General features: G+C 37.5%; 14 protein-coding genes, 1 pseudogene and 1 other annotated feature. Of the genes and pseudogenes, 12 read left to right on the top strand and 3 right to left on the bottom strand.

Features of this window, described 5'->3' with window-relative positions; translation table 11 throughout:
• The first annotated feature begins 302 nt into the window (after window positions 1-302).
• The 6 genes and pseudogenes from RV17_RS11485 (at window position 303) to RV17_RS11460 (ending at window position 7,259) form a co-directional block, all read left to right on the top strand.
• Window positions 303-956: a redox-sensing transcriptional repressor Rex gene (locus RV17_RS11485; protein WP_067480232.1), complete on the top strand. Its 654-nt coding sequence runs from the start codon at window positions 303-305 to the stop codon at window positions 954-956.
• A 55-nt stretch (window positions 957-1,011) separates the two neighbouring features.
• Window positions 1,012-1,250, top strand: a binding site (T-box leader).
• A 46-nt stretch (window positions 1,251-1,296) separates the two neighbouring features.
• Complete coding sequence (locus tag RV17_RS11480) at window positions 1,297-3,942, top strand: valine--tRNA ligase (RefSeq protein ID WP_071869275.1); 2,646 nt, start codon at window positions 1,297-1,299, stop codon at window positions 3,940-3,942.
• A 255-nt stretch (window positions 3,943-4,197) separates the two neighbouring features.
• A complete protein-coding gene (locus tag RV17_RS11475) occupies window positions 4,198-5,511 on the top strand; it encodes a bifunctional folylpolyglutamate synthase/dihydrofolate synthase (protein ID WP_067480238.1) in 1,314 nt (437 codons plus the stop codon).
• A complete protein-coding gene (locus tag RV17_RS11470; protein ID WP_067480242.1) occupies window positions 5,501-6,151 on the top strand; it encodes an HAD family hydrolase in 651 nt (216 codons plus the stop codon). Before RV17_RS11475 ends, RV17_RS11470 begins: the two co-directional genes overlap by 11 nt.
• Window positions 6,152-6,205: 54 nt before the next feature.
• Window positions 6,206-6,909: pseudogene (gene radC, locus RV17_RS11465) on the top strand (RadC family protein).
• 149 nt (window positions 6,910-7,058) lie between these two features.
• Window positions 7,059-7,259: a cold-shock protein gene (locus RV17_RS11460; RefSeq protein ID WP_067480248.1), complete on the top strand. Its 201-nt coding sequence runs from the start codon at window positions 7,059-7,061 to the stop codon at window positions 7,257-7,259.
• 199 nt (window positions 7,260-7,458) lie between these two features.
• Here the strand turns inward: RV17_RS11460 and rnjA are convergent, their stop codons facing one another.
• Both rnjA and RV17_RS11450 read right to left on the bottom strand, forming a co-directional pair.
• Window positions 7,459-9,141 (bottom strand): ribonuclease J1, encoded by a 1,683-nt coding sequence (rnjA, locus tag RV17_RS11455; RefSeq protein ID WP_067480251.1) that lies wholly within the window; start codon window positions 9,139-9,141, stop codon window positions 7,459-7,461.
• A 1-nt stretch (window position 9,142) separates the two neighbouring features.
• Window positions 9,143-9,355, bottom strand: coding sequence for a DNA-directed RNA polymerase subunit epsilon (locus RV17_RS11450; protein WP_067480254.1), 213 nt, complete (start codon window positions 9,353-9,355; stop codon window positions 9,143-9,145).
• Between the two features lie 382 nt (window positions 9,356-9,737).
• Between RV17_RS11450 and efrA the strand changes: the two genes are divergently transcribed.
• From efrA to RV17_RS11435, 4 genes are all read left to right on the top strand, one after another.
• The gene (gene efrA / locus RV17_RS11445) at window positions 9,738-11,468 is read left to right on the top strand and encodes a multidrug efflux ABC transporter subunit EfrA (protein WP_067480257.1); all 1,731 of its coding nucleotides are present in this window, start codon (window positions 9,738-9,740) and stop codon (window positions 11,466-11,468) included.
• Complete coding sequence (gene efrB / locus RV17_RS11440) at window positions 11,465-13,225, top strand: multidrug efflux ABC transporter subunit EfrB (protein WP_067480260.1); 1,761 nt, start codon at window positions 11,465-11,467, stop codon at window positions 13,223-13,225. Before efrA ends, efrB begins: the two co-directional genes overlap by 4 nt.
• Before the next feature lie 107 nt (window positions 13,226-13,332).
• A complete protein-coding gene (locus RV17_RS13495) occupies window positions 13,333-13,506 on the top strand; it encodes a hypothetical protein (RefSeq protein WP_370629887.1) in 174 nt (57 codons plus the stop codon).
• A 135-nt stretch (window positions 13,507-13,641) separates the two neighbouring features.
• A complete protein-coding gene (locus tag RV17_RS11435) occupies window positions 13,642-14,118 on the top strand; it encodes a gamma carbonic anhydrase family protein (RefSeq protein WP_071869274.1) in 477 nt (158 codons plus the stop codon).
• A 397-nt stretch (window positions 14,119-14,515) separates the two neighbouring features.
• Here RV17_RS11435 and clpP read toward each other — a convergent pair whose 3' ends face one another.
• A complete protein-coding gene (gene clpP / locus RV17_RS11430; protein ID WP_067480270.1) occupies window positions 14,516-15,109 on the bottom strand; it encodes an ATP-dependent Clp endopeptidase proteolytic subunit ClpP in 594 nt (197 codons plus the stop codon).
• A 182-nt stretch (window positions 15,110-15,291) separates the two neighbouring features.
• Here clpP and RV17_RS11425 point away from each other — a divergent pair, with 182 nt between their 5' ends.
• Window positions 15,292-15,819 (top strand): hypothetical protein, encoded by a 528-nt coding sequence (locus tag RV17_RS11425; protein WP_071869273.1) that lies wholly within the window; start codon window positions 15,292-15,294, stop codon window positions 15,817-15,819.
• Between the two features lie 244 nt (window positions 15,820-16,063).
• The gene (locus tag RV17_RS11420; RefSeq protein WP_067480276.1) at window positions 16,064-16,795 is read left to right on the top strand and encodes a glycerophosphodiester phosphodiesterase; all 732 of its coding nucleotides are present in this window, start codon (window positions 16,064-16,066) and stop codon (window positions 16,793-16,795) included.
• Window positions 16,796-16,800: the final 5 nt, after the last annotated feature.

The raw sequence follows: 16,800 nt of genomic DNA, 5'->3' as shown, positions 1-16,800 counted from the left end.
ACCGTAAATAAGGTTGTGGCGCAAAACTTCCAGCTCCCAAAAATAATGAATAACTGACAAAAATAGTTTTTATATTTTTGAACAGTTATGAGTAATTTCGAGGGGTTACTTCGAAATCAAATAATAACAAGCAGGTATTTTTTTAAAAATAGCAAAGAACTAGATGATTAATGGATTGACTAACTAGAAAGCAAAGGATGATTTTTATTGTCCTTTGCTTTTTTCATTGGGATGAAAGCTTGTTCCAACGATTCAAACATGATACACTAAATATGTGAAAATATGAACAAGGAGCTTTGAACATGCGAGAGTTGAAAAAATCTGAAACGTTACCAAAAGCAACAGCAAAACGTTTACCGTTATACTTACGTTACTTAAAGATGTTGGATGATTCAGGAATTGTTCGCATCAAATCAAAAGAATTTAGTGAGATTACGCAAGTACCGCCTGCAACGATTCGAAGAGATTTTTCACATCTTGGCGAGTTGGGAAGAAGTGGTTATGGGTATGATGTTCCTTTCCTAATCGAAGTTTTTAATAGTATTTTAAATACCCGTGAAGAAAAAAGAATCGCGTTAGTTGGTTATGGAAATTTAGGAAAAGCTTTACGACATAATAACTTTCGTCGGAATGATAACTTAAATATCGTTTGTGTGTTTGACAATGATCCTGAACTAATTGGCCGAGAAATAGATGGCTTAACGATTTATCCAATCGAACGTTTTGCCGAAGTCTCAAAAGAAATGCAAGTCAGCGTAGCGATTACCACTGTGCCAAGCAAATACTCACAGTCAGCTATTGATGAAATTGTCAAAAGTGAAGTTACAGCTATCTTAAATTTTGCACCTGACCGGGTCGTTGTGCCGGAGCATATCAATATTCAGTACATTGACTTAACAACAGAACTGCAAACCCTGATTTATTTTGACGAAAATTATTCAACTGTTTTCTCTTAAATGTTAGCTAATAATAAAGTCTAGTTGACACATAAAAAAAAGGAATGTAGAATGAATCATGACGTTGAACAAGAGGAGTAACTAGTGATTTATTTTTAGAGAGAGAGCGAATAGCTGAAACGTTCTTAATAATAGCTGGTGAAGGTAGCTTGGAAGTCTTTGTCTTGAATCTCATTATGCTATTCAATGAGGGAGTAGAGATAAACGAGTCGTGATCGTTAACTCACTTGAGAGGTAGTAGCAAAACTTGCTAGTACAAATTAGGTGGTACCGCGTAAATTATACGTCCTAAAATACGAAAGTATTTTAGGACTTTTTTTATTTTAAAGGAGGAAACAGGATGACGGAAGAAAAAAACTTATCAACAAAATACAATCCGCAAGAAGTTGAAGCTGGTCGCTATCAAAACTGGTTAGATCAAGATTTATTCAAACCAAGTGGCGACAAGAAAGCGAAGCCTTATTCGATTGTTATTCCACCACCAAATGTAACAGGTAAATTACATTTGGGTCATGCTTGGGATACAACATTACAAGATATGTTGATTCGCCAAAAGAGAATGCAAGGTTTCGATACATTATGGTTACCAGGAATGGACCATGCAGGAATTGCAACGCAAGCAAAAGTAGAAGAAAAGCTTCGTGAGCAAGGAATCTCTCGTTATGATTTAGGGCGTGAAAAATTTATCGATCAAGTTTGGGATTGGAAGGAAGAATATGCTAGCCATATCCGGGAACAATGGGCAACAATGGGATTGTCTTTAGACTATAGTCGTGAACGTTTCACTTTGGATGATGGTTTGTCAGAAGCTGTCCGTAAAGTTTTCGTGACTTTATATGAAAAAGAGTTGATCTATCGTGGTGAGTACATTATCAACTGGGATCCACAAGCTAGAACGGCGTTATCTGATATTGAAGTAATCCACAAAGACATCGAAGGCGCATTTTACCATATGAGCTATGAACTAGCTGATGGCTCTGGTGTCGTTGAGATTGCAACAACGCGTCCGGAAACAATGCTTGGGGATACAGCAGTAGCCGTTCATCCCGATGACGAACGTTACCAAGAGTTGATTGGCAAAACAGTTATCTTACCATTAGTTAACAAAGAAATTCCGGTTGTTGCGGATACGTACGTTGATATGGAATTTGGAACAGGTGTTGTTAAAATTACACCAGCACATGATCCGAATGACTTTGAGGTTGGTAATCGTCATGATTTACCTCGTGTCAATGTAATGAATGAAGATGGCACAATGAACGAGTTAGCTGGAAAATATGCTGGTATGGATCGTTTTGAAGCAAGAAAATCGGTTGTCAATGACTTAAAAGAAATTGGGCGTTTAATCAAAATCGAGACGATGACGCATAGTGTCGGTCACTCTGAACGTACAGGAGTTGTTGTTGAACCTCGCTTATCAACACAATGGTTTGTTAAAATGCAACCACTTGCTCAAAAAGCAATTGAAAACCAAGAAACAGATAATGCCGTAGAGTTTTTCCCACCACGTTTTGACCAGACGTTCTTACGTTGGATGGACAATGTGCATGACTGGGTTATCTCTCGTCAGTTATGGTGGGGACATCAAATTCCTGCTTGGTATCACAAAGAAACTGGCGAAATGTATGTTGGAATGGAAGCACCTGCAGATAGCGAAAACTGGGTACAAGATCCTGATGTTTTAGATACATGGTTCAGCTCTGCTTTATGGCCGTTTTCAACAATGGGCTGGCCCGATACAGAGAGTGAAGACTATCAACGTTATTTCCCAACAAGCACATTGGTGACTGGCTACGATATTATTTTCTTCTGGGTTAGCCGAATGATTTTCCAAAGTTTAGAGTTTACTGGGGAACGACCATTTAATAACGTCTTAATCCATGGATTGATTCGTGCAGAAGATGGTCGCAAGATGAGTAAATCACTGGGCAACGGAATTGATCCAATGGAAGTCATTGAAAAATATGGTGCTGATGCACTTCGTTGGTTCTTATCAAATGGTTCTGCGCCAGGACAAGATATGCGTTTCAGTTATGAAAAAATGGATGCTGCTTGGAACTTTATCAATAAAATTTGGAATGCTTCACGTTTTGTTATCATGAATGTGGAAGGCATGACAATTAACGACATTGATCTAACTGGTGAAAAATCAGTTGCTGATCGTTGGATTTTGACACGTCTAAATGAAACAGTTGCTAAAGTAACAGATTTATTTGACCACTTTGAATTTGGTGAAGCAGGTCGTCAATTGTACAACTTTATCTGGGATGACTTTTGTGATTGGTATATCGAAATGAGTAAAGAAGTTCTTTACGGAGATGATACTGATTCAAAACAAACAACACGTAGCATCTTAGTCCACACGTTAGATCAAATCTTGCGTCTGTTGCATCCAATCATGCCATTTGTAACGGAAGAAATTTGGCAACATATCCCACATGAAGGTACTTCATTGGTTGTTGCTAACTATCCTGTTGTTCGTCCTGAATTTGATGACGAAACAGCTTCAAAAGGAATGGAAGTTCTAAAAGAGTTGATTCGTGCAGTACGTAATATTCGTTCAGAAGTGAATACACCGTTATCAAAACCAATCACTCTATTGATTAAGACGACGGATCCCAAAATTGATCAATTCTTGGTTGAGAATACCAATTATATTGAACGTTTCTGTAATCCGGAAGAATTAGTTATTTCAAGTGAGATTACTGCACCAGATTTAGCAATGTCTGCTGTCCTAACAGGGGCTGAAATTTTCTTACCATTGGCTGGATTGATCAATATTGAAGAAGAAATCAAACGTCTTGAAAAAGAATTAGCTAAATGGACAGGTGAAGTGAAACGAGTTCAAGGAAAACTTGGTAATGAACGTTTTGTATCCAATGCGCCTGATGATGTTGTTGAGGCAGAACGTGCAAAAGAAAAAGATTATTTAGAAAAACAAGCCGCTGTTAAAGATCGTATTGAAAGTTTGCGTACGATTGGCTAAACAGTGAAAAAAGAACTACTTTCAACAAAATAATGCTTACAACTAAAGAAATTTAAGCATAAAGGGGAGGCCAGAATTTTTTGGTCTTCTCTTTTTTTGAAATGAAGACTAAGAAATTTTTTGTCTTTTTCTCAGAAGAAGACAAAATAAAAAAGTAGAAAGCTGATTTTGAATGATTTTTCGGTTTTCTTTAAGCGGAACACTTCTTTCAGCCGTTCTTTTTGCTATAATGAAAGAGAAATGGGGGCATTGTTGATGACAATTGAAGAAGCAATTGCTTGGATCCATAGCCGATTACCTTTTGGCTCACGTCCAGGTTTAGATCGCGTGAATGCATTACTGGAAGTCGTTGATCACCCAGAAAAAAAAGTCAAAACGATTCATATTGCTGGGACCAATGGCAAGGGTTCAACTGTGACATATCTACGTTGTTTGTTAGAAGAAGCAGGGTTAACAGTAGGAACCTTTACCTCTCCTTACATTGAAACATTTAATGAACGAATTTCAATCAATGGGAAAGGAATTCCTGATGAAGAATTGATTCAATTAGTGGAAAAGTATCAGCCGCTGGTTGAACATCTTGATAAATTTGAAGTGGTTGCTGGAATTACGGAGTTTGAAACTTTAACTGCAATGGCATTTGATTATTTTTTAGAAAAACAGGTCGATATCGCAATTATTGAAGTTGGCTTAGGTGGCTTGTTGGACTCAACTAATGTTGCCCAGCCAATGCTGACAGCCATCACAACGATTGGGCTGGATCATACGGAGGTTCTTGGAAAAACACTAGAAGAAATTGCAGCACAAAAAGCGGGAATCATTAAGCAAGGTATACCCGTTGTGACAGGGAAAATTGAACCAAATGCATTAGCCGTGATTAATGAGACAGCTAAAAATAAAAATGCGAAACATTATTTATTTGGTGAAGAGTATCGAGTCATCTATCAACATCCAGCAAAAAATTGGGGTGAAGTTTTTGACTTTTATAATGAATCCGGAAAAATGGTCGGTCTAAGTACAAGTATGTTGGGCCAACATCAGGTAGAAAATGCAGGCGTTGCTATTGAATTGTATGCACTTTATTGCCAAATGGAAAAATTGCCGTTTCGCGAAAAAGAAGTCAAAAATGGCTTGAAACAAGCACACTGGCCTGGCAGAATGGAACGTTTAAGTGAAGAACCATTAGTTATTTTAGATGGTGCACATAACCCCCATGCGATGAAGCGATTGGTTCAAAATATGAAAAAAGAATTTTCTGGTTATCGAATCAATATTTTGTTTTCGGCATTGACTACCAAAAATGTAAATAGTATGTTGCAACAATTACAAGATATTCCTAACGCCCATATTTATCTCACTACATTTGAGTATCCAAAAGCAATTGAACTGGATCAAGTAGCAGATTTAGCCAATCAAAAAGTGTCAATCGTTTCACTTTGGCAATTTGGATTAGCGGAAATTTTAGAAAAAATGACAGACGAAGATGTATTACTGGTAACAGGTTCTCTTTACTTTATTTCAGAAGTTCGTAAACTATTAGTTGAATTAGGAGGAAATGATGAAGGTTAACGCAGTGATTTTTGACATGGATGGCTTATTGTTTGATACAGAAATGGTTTATTATGAAGCAACTCAGATGGTAGCCGATCAAATGGGTTTTCCGTACGATAAAGAATTTTATTTGCGCTTTCTCGGTGTTTCTGATGAAGAAGTCTGGGCAAATTATCATGAGATTTTTGCTGAGTATGGCCGAGAAACCGTTCAGCGATTTATTGACGAGTCTTTCCAGGAAACGCTTACTCGTTTTGCTTCCGGAAATGTTCAACTAAAGCCTGGTGTGATGGAACTACTAGATTTCTTGGAGGAACAAGATATTCCTAAAGTGGTGGCTTCTAGCAATCAACGAAAAGTGATCGAACTCTTATTAGAAAAAAATAATTTATTGACTCGTTTTGATATGATCGTTTCTGCTGAAAATGTAAAACGTGCCAAACCAGATCCAGAAATCTTTTTATTAGCGCAACAAAAGTTAGGAACAACTAAAGAAAATACCTTAATTTTAGAAGATTCACAAAATGGGATTTTAGCAGCAGAAGCAGCAGAAATACCTGTTATTATGGTACCAGATTTATTGGAGCCATCTGCTGAACTTGCAGATAAAACAGTTGCTGTGGTCTCTTCATTACATGAAATTCCAACATTTATTTGATAAAAAACACCTCTTTTTTCGTAAGTTATAGTGAACGGAATAGGAGGTTTTTTTATGGGGAAACGATTGATGAAAGAAGTACCGACGACATCACTTCCAAGAGAGCGAATGGAATCTTATGGTGTAGAGGCTTTGTAGAGGCTTTGTCTGATCAAGAATTGCTAGCGATTTTACTACGTACAGGACAACACCCATATAATGTAATGGATATTGCAGGTGAGGTCTTGAAAAAATTTGCTAATTTAACTGCATTACGACAAGCTTCATTAACTGAGTTGCGGGAAATTCGTGGAATCGGTCGAGTCAAAGCATTAGAAATTTGTGCGTTGATTGAGTTAGGTCAACGCATTCAAGTGGAAGCCCGACCAGCAAGTGCACTGATACGCTCAAGCTATGACCTTGCGCAACAGCTGATTATGGAGATGCGTGATTTTCAACAAGAACATTTAGTATGTATTTATTTGGATACCCAGAATCAACTCATTTTGAAGAAAACGTTGTTTATTGGTTCTTTAAATCAGTCGATTGCTCATCCACGAGAAATTTTTCATTTTGCTGTGAGAGTTTCTGCAGCAAAAATCATCTTGGCGCATAATCATCCATCTGGTAATGTTCTCCCATCCAAACAAGATCTACATTTTACTAAACGGGTGAGAGAGTGTGGCGAGTTGATGGGAATCGAAGTATTAGATCATTTGATTATTGGTACGAAGCAATATTTGAGCTTAAGAGAAGAGGGATTACTGGAAGAGGAGTAAGTGACATTCTTGCAAAAAAAACTGAGCAAGTGTACAATTATAGTGTAATTTTGTTTGGGAATAGAAGTTAGACATTTGTTCACCTCTATCGTACACGAGCAATGTTACAAACAAATAAGTGCTCTTATGCACGAGGAGGCTATTATATAATGGAACATGGAACAGTTAAATGGTTTAATGCTGAAAAAGGATTTGGCTTCATTTCACGTGAAGACGGAAGCGACGTATTCGTTCACTTCTCAGCAATTCAAGGCGACGGATTCAAAACATTAGAAGAAGGCCAAGCTGTAACTTTTGATGTAGAAGATTCAGATCGTGGACCACAAGCTACAAACGTTGAGAAAGCTTAATTCACTCAATATTCAAAAGGCGGTAACTACAATTCATGTGGTTACTGTCTTTTTTTAGGTGAATATGTGGTAATAAGAGGAAAAACAAGTTACTTTTTTAGACAAAGAAAAACACCGCTACTTTCTTCATTATTAAAATGAAGGGAATAGAAGTGTTTTTTCGTTTATTCTCACTTATTTTGTGGGAGTAAGTTGCTAGTTATTCGCCCATATCGGGAGTCATAATCATTGGTAAAATCATTGGATGTCTTTCTGTTCGATCAAATAAGAAAGGTTGTAATGCACTAGTCATTGCTTCTTTTAATTTATGTTCTGAGCAATCAGGTGCGTTCAAACATTCTCGTAAGGCGTGGAATAAAATTCGCTGTGCCTCGTTGATCATTTCACCAGATTCACGCATATAAACAAAGCCGCGTGATAAGATATCTGGTCCAGCCAAGATTTCTTTTTTCTTGATGTCAACTGTAGCGACAGCTAACACAAGTCCTTCTTGAGATAAGGTGTGGCGATCACGCAAGACAACATTACCGATGTCACCAATTCCGCTACCATCAATATAGACATCGCCAGAAATAAAGTGACCGGCTGGTCGAGCAGAGTCCGCAGTTAATGCTAAGACATCCCCGTTTTCCATAATAAAGCAGTTTTCAGCAGGAACACCTACATCTTGTGCTAAGGAAGCATGGATTTTTAACATTCGAAATTCACCGTGAACGGGAATGAAATATTTTGGTTTCATTAAACGCAACATCAATTTTTGTTCTTCTTGGCCACCATGACCAGAAGTATGGATGTTGTTGATTTTTCCGTGAATAACTTCAGCACCAGCTTCAGATAACAAATTAATCAAGTGATTAACACTTGTTGTATTTCCTGGAATTGGTGAGCTTGAAAAAATCACAGTATCATCTGGTTGGATTTGAATTTGACGGTGAGTTCCATTAGCGATACGACTAAGAGCTGCCATTGGTTCACCTTGAGAACCAGTACATAAAATCATTGTTTCATTTGCAGGCAAACGATTAATCTCATGAGCATCGACAAATGTACCATCAGGAACATTGATGTAGCCTAGACGTTGTCCATTAACGATTGCATTTTCCATGCTTCGACCAAAGACTGCAATTTTTCGACCCGTTGCGACTGCTGCATCTGCGGCTTGCTGTAAACGGAAGATGTTTGAAGCAAAGCTGGCAAAAATAATGCGTCCTTCGATTTTTTCAAAGATTTTTAAAATGGATAAGCCAATGGTTTTTTCTGACTTTGTAAAGGTTGGAATTTCAGCGTTCGTACTATCGGATAGTAAACATAGAACACCTTCTTCTCCGATACGTGCCATTTTGTGTAAGTTAGCTGGTTCGCCAACGGGTGTGAAATCAAATTTGAAGTCACCTGTTGCAACGATGTTTCCAGATGGCGTTTTAACTACAACACCTAAAGCATCTGGAATACTATGAGTTGTACGGAAAAAGCTAACTGATGTTTTTCTAAAACGAATAATCGTATCTTCATTGATTTCGTGAAGCTCAGCATCACGAAGCAAGCCATGTTCATCCAATTTATTTGTAATCAAGGCTAATGCAAGAGGTCCAGCATAAATAGGAATGTTTGCTTGTTTCAAAAGATAAGGAATACCGCCGATATGATCTTCATGGCCATGAGTAATCACAAGAGCTTTCACCTTGTGCAAGTTTTGAACGATGTAGCTGTAGTCAGGAATCACATAGTCAATTCCAAGTAAATCATCTTCTGGGAATTTAATTCCAGCATCAATGATGATAATTTCATCTTGAAATTGTACCCCATACGTGTTTTTCCCAATTTCACCTAATCCACCAATTGCAAAGACACCTGTCTCATTATTTTTGATGGAAAGTTTCATCTTAAAACTCCACTAAAGTAAATTGAACGTTCTCTTTTTCGTATTCTAGGTGATTTCCTTCTAGAAGTTGAACGAACTCGATATTGTATGGGGTATTTTCTTCAACGCGTTGACGTGCTTCGACATCATCTTTCGCGTCAATGTAAAGCACTTGTGTTTCTTCCCGTTTAGGGTTACGGATTTTTGATTCTTGATAGTAAACTTTGTAAATCATTTATTTTGTCTCCTTTATCTGCATACGCAGGAATTTAGCTAGTTGATTTTTTAGACAACACAAAACGAGTGGGCAAGCCACCTGAATTTTGATATGCTTTGACTCAAATTAATTATTTGAATCAAAGAGACAAGCCTCGCTTTGCTTGTTCTGTTCGGAATTTTCTTCAACCGTACCTTTGTATAAAAAATTATACAATAATTACTTGTTATTCTAGCACAAATTGGGGAATAAGTATAGAAATCAACAGCAGAGTCCTAAAAAATCTTGAGGATTTATTTCCAGTAATTTTTTGAACGTGAAGTGTTCTAATAAGGTTTTTAGTGTGCTATCATGGGATTTAATGGCAAAAAAATGAAATTTTTAAAAGGGAGATGAGAAAGTGAAGTTAATGTGGCACTACACAATGAGGTACAAGAAATTCTTACTTTTGAATTTTATTTGTGTATTTGGTTTTATCCTCATTGAATTAGGTTTACCAACGATTTTGGCACGAATGATTGACTTTGGGATATTACAAGATGATTTTGATTACGTCAAACAACAAGGGATTGTCATGATTGTAATCACCGTTATCGGAATTATTTTAAATATTCTTTTAGGCTATTTTGGTTCAAGAATCACGACGAATATTGTTGCAGATATTCGTGATGATTTATTTGAAAAAATTCAAAGTTATTCGCATCAAGAGTATGAAAATTTAGGTGTTTCTTCTCTGATTACGCGTACGACGAATGATGCGTATCAGATTATGTTGTTTTTACAAAACATTTTGCGAATTGGTTTTATGACACCGATGATGTTTGCAGTCAGTCTATATATGGTTGTTCGGACAAGTGCGATATTAGGGTTGTATGTAGTCGGCGCACTCCCTTTCTTATTACTCGCAGTGATAGCGATTGCGAAAGTTTCTGAACCATTATCCAAAAAGCAACAAAAGAATTTAGATAAAATCAACAGTATACTAAGAGAAAATTTATCTGGTCTGCGTGTTATCCGCGCTTTTGTGAATGAAAAATTCGAAGAAAAACGTTTTGGCGAAGTCAATGAAAATTATGCATCAAGCTCAAAAAGTTTATTTCGTTTGATGGCAGTAGCACAACCAGGTTTTTACTTCCTGTTTAATATTGTAATGGTCTTGATTATTTGGAGCGGGACACTACAAATTGATGCTGGGTCACTAAAAGTAGGGGACTTGATTGCATTTATCGAATATATTTTCCACGCGCTCTTCTCGTTCATGCTTTTTGCAAGTGTCTTTATGATGTATCCACGGGCAGCTGTTTCTGCTTCGCGTATCCAAGAAGCTTTAGATGCTCAACCTGAGATTTCAGAAAATCCTGAAGGTGTTTCGGAAACGAAAACGAAAGGATTTGTTGAATTTAAGAATGTAACATTTGCTTACCCTGGTCATGCACAAGAACCAGTCATTCGTAATGTAAGTTTTACCGCTTCACCAGGTGAGACGGTTGCATTTATCGGAAGTACGGGGAGTGGCAAGTCAACCTTGATCCAGCTGATCCCGCGATTTTATGACGTGAGTGAAGGCGAAGTTCTGATTGACGGGGTAGATGTGCGAGACTATCGTTTAAGCACTTTACGTGACAAGATTGGTTTTATTCCGCAAAAAGCCTTGTTGTTTACTGGAACAATCGCAGAAAATCTCCGTTACGGAAAAGAAGATGCGACAGATGAAGAAATGAAAGAAGCAGCAGATATTGCACAAGCCACTGACTTTATTTCTCGTAAACCAGATGGATTCAATGAACATCTTTCAGAGGGAGGCGCAAACTTTTCTGGTGGACAAAAGCAACGGTTAGCCATTGCCCGCGCAATTATCCGCCGACCAGAAATTTACATTTTTGACGATAGTTTCTCTGCTTTGGATTACCAAACAGACGCGAAACTTCGTGCTCGCTTGAAGAAAGAAACAACGGAATCCACTGTTTTGATTGTGGCGCAACGTGTCGGAACGATTATGCACGCAGATAAAATTGTTGTGTTGAACGAAGGGGAAGTTGTTGGAATGGGTACGCACCGTGAATTACTGGAAAATTGCCCAATCTATTACGATATTGCTGCCTCTCAACTATCGAAGGAGGAATTAGCATGAAACAAACATTTTCTTCTTTAAAAAGACTGGCACATTATATTAATCCTTATAAAGCAACATTTATGCTAGTTCTTTTATTTACGGTCTTAACGGTTGCGTTCAATGCGGCTCTTCCTTATGTAACGGGGCTACCAACAACGGAAATCAGCCGAAATTTAGCAAACAATGAACCAATCAACTTTTCTTATATTATTCAATGTCTGATTTGGATCACGATTGTCGGGATCGGTTACTGTGTTTCGCAATTGTTATCAGGTGTGCTGATGACGAATGTGGTGCAAAGTGCGATGCAAGATTTACGTCGTGATATTGAAGAAAAGATCAATCGTTTGCCCGTATCTTATTTTGATAAAAACCAGCAAGGTAATATTTTATCTCGGGTAACCAATGATGTGGATGCTGTGAGTGGTGCATTACAGCAAGCTTTTATCGGAATTGTCAATGCTGTACTTGCGATTGCAATGGCTGCAGTGATGATGTTTTATATCCAACCAATCATGGCACTTATCTCAATGATCATGATTCCAGCTTCCATTTGGATTTCTAAAAAAATCGTGAATGTTTCGCAAAAAGATTTCCAAAACATGCAAAATTCACTTGGTGATTTGAACGGATATGTCCAAGAAAATATGACAGGATTTACTGTTTTAAAAGTTTATGGACGTGAAAAACAAACATTAGATGGTTTTAAAGCTGTCAATCATCAACTAAAATACTTTGGGTTTAAAGCGGCCTTTATTTCTGGTTTAATGATGCCATTAGTTCAATTGACTGCTTATGCAACGTATATTGGTATGGCTGTTATGGGAAGTTTTTATGTTATTACTGGTGTAATCGTTGTGGGGCAACTTCAAGCGTTTATTCAATACATTTGGCAAATCAGTCAACCAATGGGGAATATCACTCAACTTTCTTCTGTATTGCAAAGTGCTTCTGCAGCAACAAAACGCGTATTCGAAATTCTTGATGAGCCAGAAGAACCATTAAATGAAGTTGATGCGATTTTACCTGAGGTTGTTGAAGGTGCAGTCAAGTTTGAACATGTTGACTTTGCATACGATCCAAGTAAGCCGTTGATTCAAGACTTGAATTTTGAAGTCAAAGCAGGACAGATGGTTGCTGTAGTTGGACCAACTGGTGCAGGGAAAACGACCTTGATTAATTTATTGATGCGCTTTTATGATGTGAATAGCGGTGCGATCAAAATTGACGGTATTGACACAAAATCCTTGAGTCGAAGTGATGTCCGTTCATTATTTGGAATGGTGTTGCAAGATGCTTGGTTATATGAAGGAACCATTGCGGATAATATTCGCTTTGGGAAATTAGATGCTACTGATTATGAAGTCGTTGATGCAGCGAAAACAGCGAATGTCGATCACTTTATTCGTACAATGCCAGACGGTTATGAAATGGAAATCAATGCTGAAGGTGACAATGTTTCTCTTGGACAGAAGCAGTTATTAACAATTGCCCGTGCTGTGATTTCTGATCCTAAGATTTTGATTTTGGATGAGGCAACAAGTTCAGTTGACACACGTCTTGAAGCTTTGATTCAAAAGGCAATGGATCGTGTCATGAAAGGGCGCACGAGCTTTGTGATTGCGCACCGATTGTCGACGATTCGTGATGCGGATTTGATTTTAGTAATGGATCAAGGATCAATTATCGAAAAAGGAACACATGAAAGTTTGCTTGCGCAAGGTGGTTTTTATGAGAAACTTTATAACAGCCAATTTGCAGAAGAAGTCGAGTAGTAGTGTTAACTTGTTAAATGAGACATTATTTTTCGATGCGAAATTTTTGTTTTTCCAAAAACTTGGTGATACAGTTAAAGTATCAAGAAGAAACGGAGATGGAAATAATGGAACAATTCCTAAACAAACAAATTGCTGAAGCAAAAAAAGAAATCGACCGTTTGACAACACGCCGAGAAGAAGAACTAGGCAATTCAATCAATTTTATCGAAAACGAAGTACAAATTGAACGTTTATTAGCACAAGTTGAAGCTTATGAAGCTGTTTTAGAACAACTATAAGATTCAAACGAAGTTTAAGGTTGTAACATGAAGTCGGTGGACTTTTGTTGCAACCTTTTTTCGTCTAGTTTTTCTAGTATTCACTGAAAAGTATTGCTATACTTTGAACAAATAACGAGTGAAGGAGGGGGACAAATGGAGAAACTCTTTATTGCACCAAATGCAACAGTAGTCGGTGATGTTACTTTAGCAAAGGATGTAACGATTTGGTATCAAGCCGTTTTGCGAGGAGATAGTAACTGGATTAAGGTAGGACAAGGAACCAATATTCAAGATGGAACAATCATCCATGTGGATCATGATGCGCCGACAGAAATTGCAGAAAATGTTACTGTTGGTCATCAATGTATGCTCCATGGGTGTAAAATAGAAAAAGGTGCGTTGATTGGAATGGGTTCAACAATTCTAAACCATGCTCAAATCGGAGAGAATAGTTTGATTGGGGCAGGATCTTTGGTAACCGAGGGCAAAGTGATTCCACCAAATGTTTTGGCATTTGGACGACCAGCTAGAGTGATCCGTCCGTTAACGGAGGAAGAAATTCAAAAAAATCAAGCAAATATCCAACACTATATTGAGTTAGGGCAAGAATATTTAGCAGGCAAATATTAAATGAAAAGGTTGTGGTTCCAAGCGGTCAGCTTCGAAAAAATAAAGAGCAACTGACAAAAATAGCTGTTCATGTTTTTAGACAGTTATGAATTATATTGAGGAGTTGCTTGGGGAACACCGTGGATAAAGTTGTGGTGCAAAATGCTGAGCTCTGACAATCTAGCGAGCAGGGATTAAAAATAGCATTTTATATTTTGAAGTAAATGCAAGCTATCAAGTTATATTGAGGAGTTGTTTTCGGAACACTGTTTATTCGTAAAAAAAGTTTGAGGCAAAATATCCTAAATAGAAAAACCGCCTAAAGTTCGTTTCCAAAAACGAACTTTAGGCGGTTTTAAAATTGAAAAAGGTGTTACGGAAGACTTGGTTTTCTAGTTTTGTCCCAGTCTTTTTATGCTTATTTTAAAGCAGAATTGTTTTCCATTACTTCGTCGATCAAGCCATAATCTTTTGCTTGTTGAGCAGTCATATAGTTGTCACGATCAGTATCTTTTTCGATGACTTCAAGTGGTTGACCTGTGCGTTCAGCCAAGATTTTATTTAAGCGTTCACGGGTTTGTAAAATATGGCGAGCAGCGATTTCAATCTCAGTTGCTTGGCCTTGCGCGCCACCAAGTGGTTGGTGAATCATGATTTCTGCGTTTGGTAAAGCAAAACGTTTCCCTTTTGTACCAGCAGTTAGTAAGAAGCTACCCATTGAAGCAGCCATCCCCATAACGATTGTTTGAACATCTGCTTTGACAAAGTTCATTGTGTCATAAATAGCCATACCTGCTGTCACAGATCCACCTGGAGAGTTGATGTAAAGATAAATATCTTTTTCAGAGTCTTGTGCATCAAGGAAAAGCAATTGTGCAATGATTGAATTTGCAAGATCATCTGTTACTTGTCCACTCAACATGATGATGCGGTCTTTTAATAGGCGAGAATAAATATCGTAGGCTCTTTCACCACGAGATGATTGTTCGATAACTGTAGGAATTAAATTCATTCTAAATTTCCTCCTTAAAATTCTTTCAAAGTTAGTGTAACATAAAGTATTCTTAATACCTAAGAAGAAGTATACCTTTTTGGTCAACAAAGGTCAAATGAAAAAACTTCGATAAATTAATCGAAGAAAGTCATCTTTATGTTATGATAAAAAGAGAATAGAAACAAGGGGGAGCAGTAGATTTGGAAGTGGGAATCATAGGATTTATTGGCGTTCTTTTGGGTGCGTTGGTTGTCTATCTTGGCATGGCAATCCAGATGCGTCATTTAGAAAATAAAGAAACACGTCGACGTGAACTAGAACTAAAGGTCAAAGAAATTGAAACGTTGAATCAATTGAATAAGAAGGTTAATGAGATTTTGCAAAAACGTTCGACTTTAATGGAAGAGTACGTCAGCTTTGATGCATTTGATGACTGTTACATCACGATTGATGACTTTGCTTATTTGCAATCATATGCGACACAAAACAATTTTTATTTACCTAATTACATTTTAGATGAATTATTCAAAACAATCGCTCATCGAAAAGTAATTCTTTCACCTGATGAAACGATGAAAGTAGGCGGGTACGCGTACAAAGGTGGTCGTGTCATTTTAGAAAACTTTAGCGATAATTTGACTGAGATGATTAACGAGAAAAAATTGCAATTAAAAAATCTGACGAAACAACCAATTGGCTTCTTTTCAAAAGACGACGTGTGGAGCTAACTAGCAAATCAACTAGCAATAGAACCGTGACGAGAGTCAGGGTTCTTTTTTGTTTTTGCGCAATGAATGTTTTTTAGTAACAAATTTACTCGTGAGCTTTTAAAGTAAGAAATCCAAAAAATGCGTAGCTATCTAAAAACAGGGAAAGTTCTTTGAACTGCTTATGTACTTGTTCAACTAGCTCAGTGCTTGAGCTGAAACTTCTTCCATATGTTACAATAGTACTCGATTGGAGTGAATGAATATGGTACAGATTTACGCACATCGTGGAAGTAGCGGAACACATCCTGAAAATACTTTGCCAGCATTTGCTGAAGCAGTTCGTGTTGGTTCAGATGGAATCGAGTTAGACGTTCATCTTAGTGCAGATGGCCAAATAGTTGTGATGCATGATGAGGAAGTCGATCGGACAACGAATGGTAAAGGATTGCTTCGCGAAAAAACGTTGGAAGAAATCAAAAAGTTGAACGCCGGTAGTTGGTTTAGCAAAGATTTTTCTGCGGCAAAAGTGCCAACGTTAAAAGAGGTACTGAACCTTTTGCTCCAAAAAAATTATCGCGGTGTATTAATGATTGAATTAAAGACAGACAAGTATGAGTATCCTCAAATCGAGGAAAAAGTGTCTGCTTTGTTGCAACAGTCTTGGCCGTTTGAACATGGGTATTGCAGTTTTAACCTGGCTTCTTTGGAGCGCATGGCGAAACTAGAACCCGATGTTCAATTAGATGTTTTGACAGGGACTTCAAAAAATAAAATCATGTATGCAAAGGAAAACAAATTTATCGAAGGCGTTCATCCTAAGAAAACTTGGTTGCAAGAACAGCCCGAACAATTAGGAATCTTTGACAAGCCTATTCGACCGTGGACAATCAATACAGAAGAAGAAATCAATTGGTGCTATGGACTTGGAGTGACAGGAATCATTACCGATTATCCAGAGAGAGCCATTCGCCTGAAACAATTTATGAAAAAGTAGGATGT

This window comes from Enterococcus thailandicus, assembly GCF_001886265.1.
GTDB lineage: Bacteria > Bacillota > Bacilli > Lactobacillales > Enterococcaceae > Enterococcus_B > Enterococcus_B thailandicus.
This window is presented reverse-complemented; position numbering and strand designations above follow the sequence as displayed.

Excerpts from the sequence above, each read along its gene's own strand:
- RV17_RS11485 (WP_067480232.1), top strand. The coding sequence starts at position 303 with ATGCGAGAGTTGAAAAAATCTGAAACGTTACCAAAAGCAACAGCAAAA.
- RV17_RS11480 (WP_071869275.1), top strand. The coding sequence starts at position 1,297 with ATGACGGAAGAAAAAAACTTATCAACAAAATACAATCCGCAAGAAGTT.
- RV17_RS11475 (WP_067480238.1), top strand. The coding sequence starts at position 4,198 with ATGACAATTGAAGAAGCAATTGCTTGGATCCATAGCCGATTACCTTTT.
- RV17_RS11470 (WP_067480242.1), top strand. The coding sequence starts at position 5,501 with ATGAAGGTTAACGCAGTGATTTTTGACATGGATGGCTTATTGTTTGAT.
- RV17_RS11460 (WP_067480248.1), top strand. The coding sequence starts at position 7,059 with ATGGAACATGGAACAGTTAAATGGTTTAATGCTGAAAAAGGATTTGGC.
- rnjA (WP_067480251.1), bottom strand. The coding sequence starts at position 9,141 with ATGAAACTTTCCATCAAAAATAATGAGACAGGTGTCTTTGCAATTGGT.
- RV17_RS11450 (WP_067480254.1), bottom strand. The coding sequence starts at position 9,355 with ATGATTTACAAAGTTTACTATCAAGAATCAAAAATCCGTAACCCTAAA.
- efrB (WP_067480260.1), top strand. The coding sequence starts at position 11,465 with ATGAAACAAACATTTTCTTCTTTAAAAAGACTGGCACATTATATTAAT.
- RV17_RS13495 (WP_370629887.1), top strand. The coding sequence starts at position 13,333 with ATGGAACAATTCCTAAACAAACAAATTGCTGAAGCAAAAAAAGAAATC.
- RV17_RS11435 (WP_071869274.1), top strand. The coding sequence starts at position 13,642 with ATGGAGAAACTCTTTATTGCACCAAATGCAACAGTAGTCGGTGATGTT.
- clpP (WP_067480270.1), bottom strand. The coding sequence starts at position 15,109 with ATGAATTTAATTCCTACAGTTATCGAACAATCATCTCGTGGTGAAAGA.
- RV17_RS11420 (WP_067480276.1), top strand. The coding sequence starts at position 16,064 with ATGGTACAGATTTACGCACATCGTGGAAGTAGCGGAACACATCCTGAA.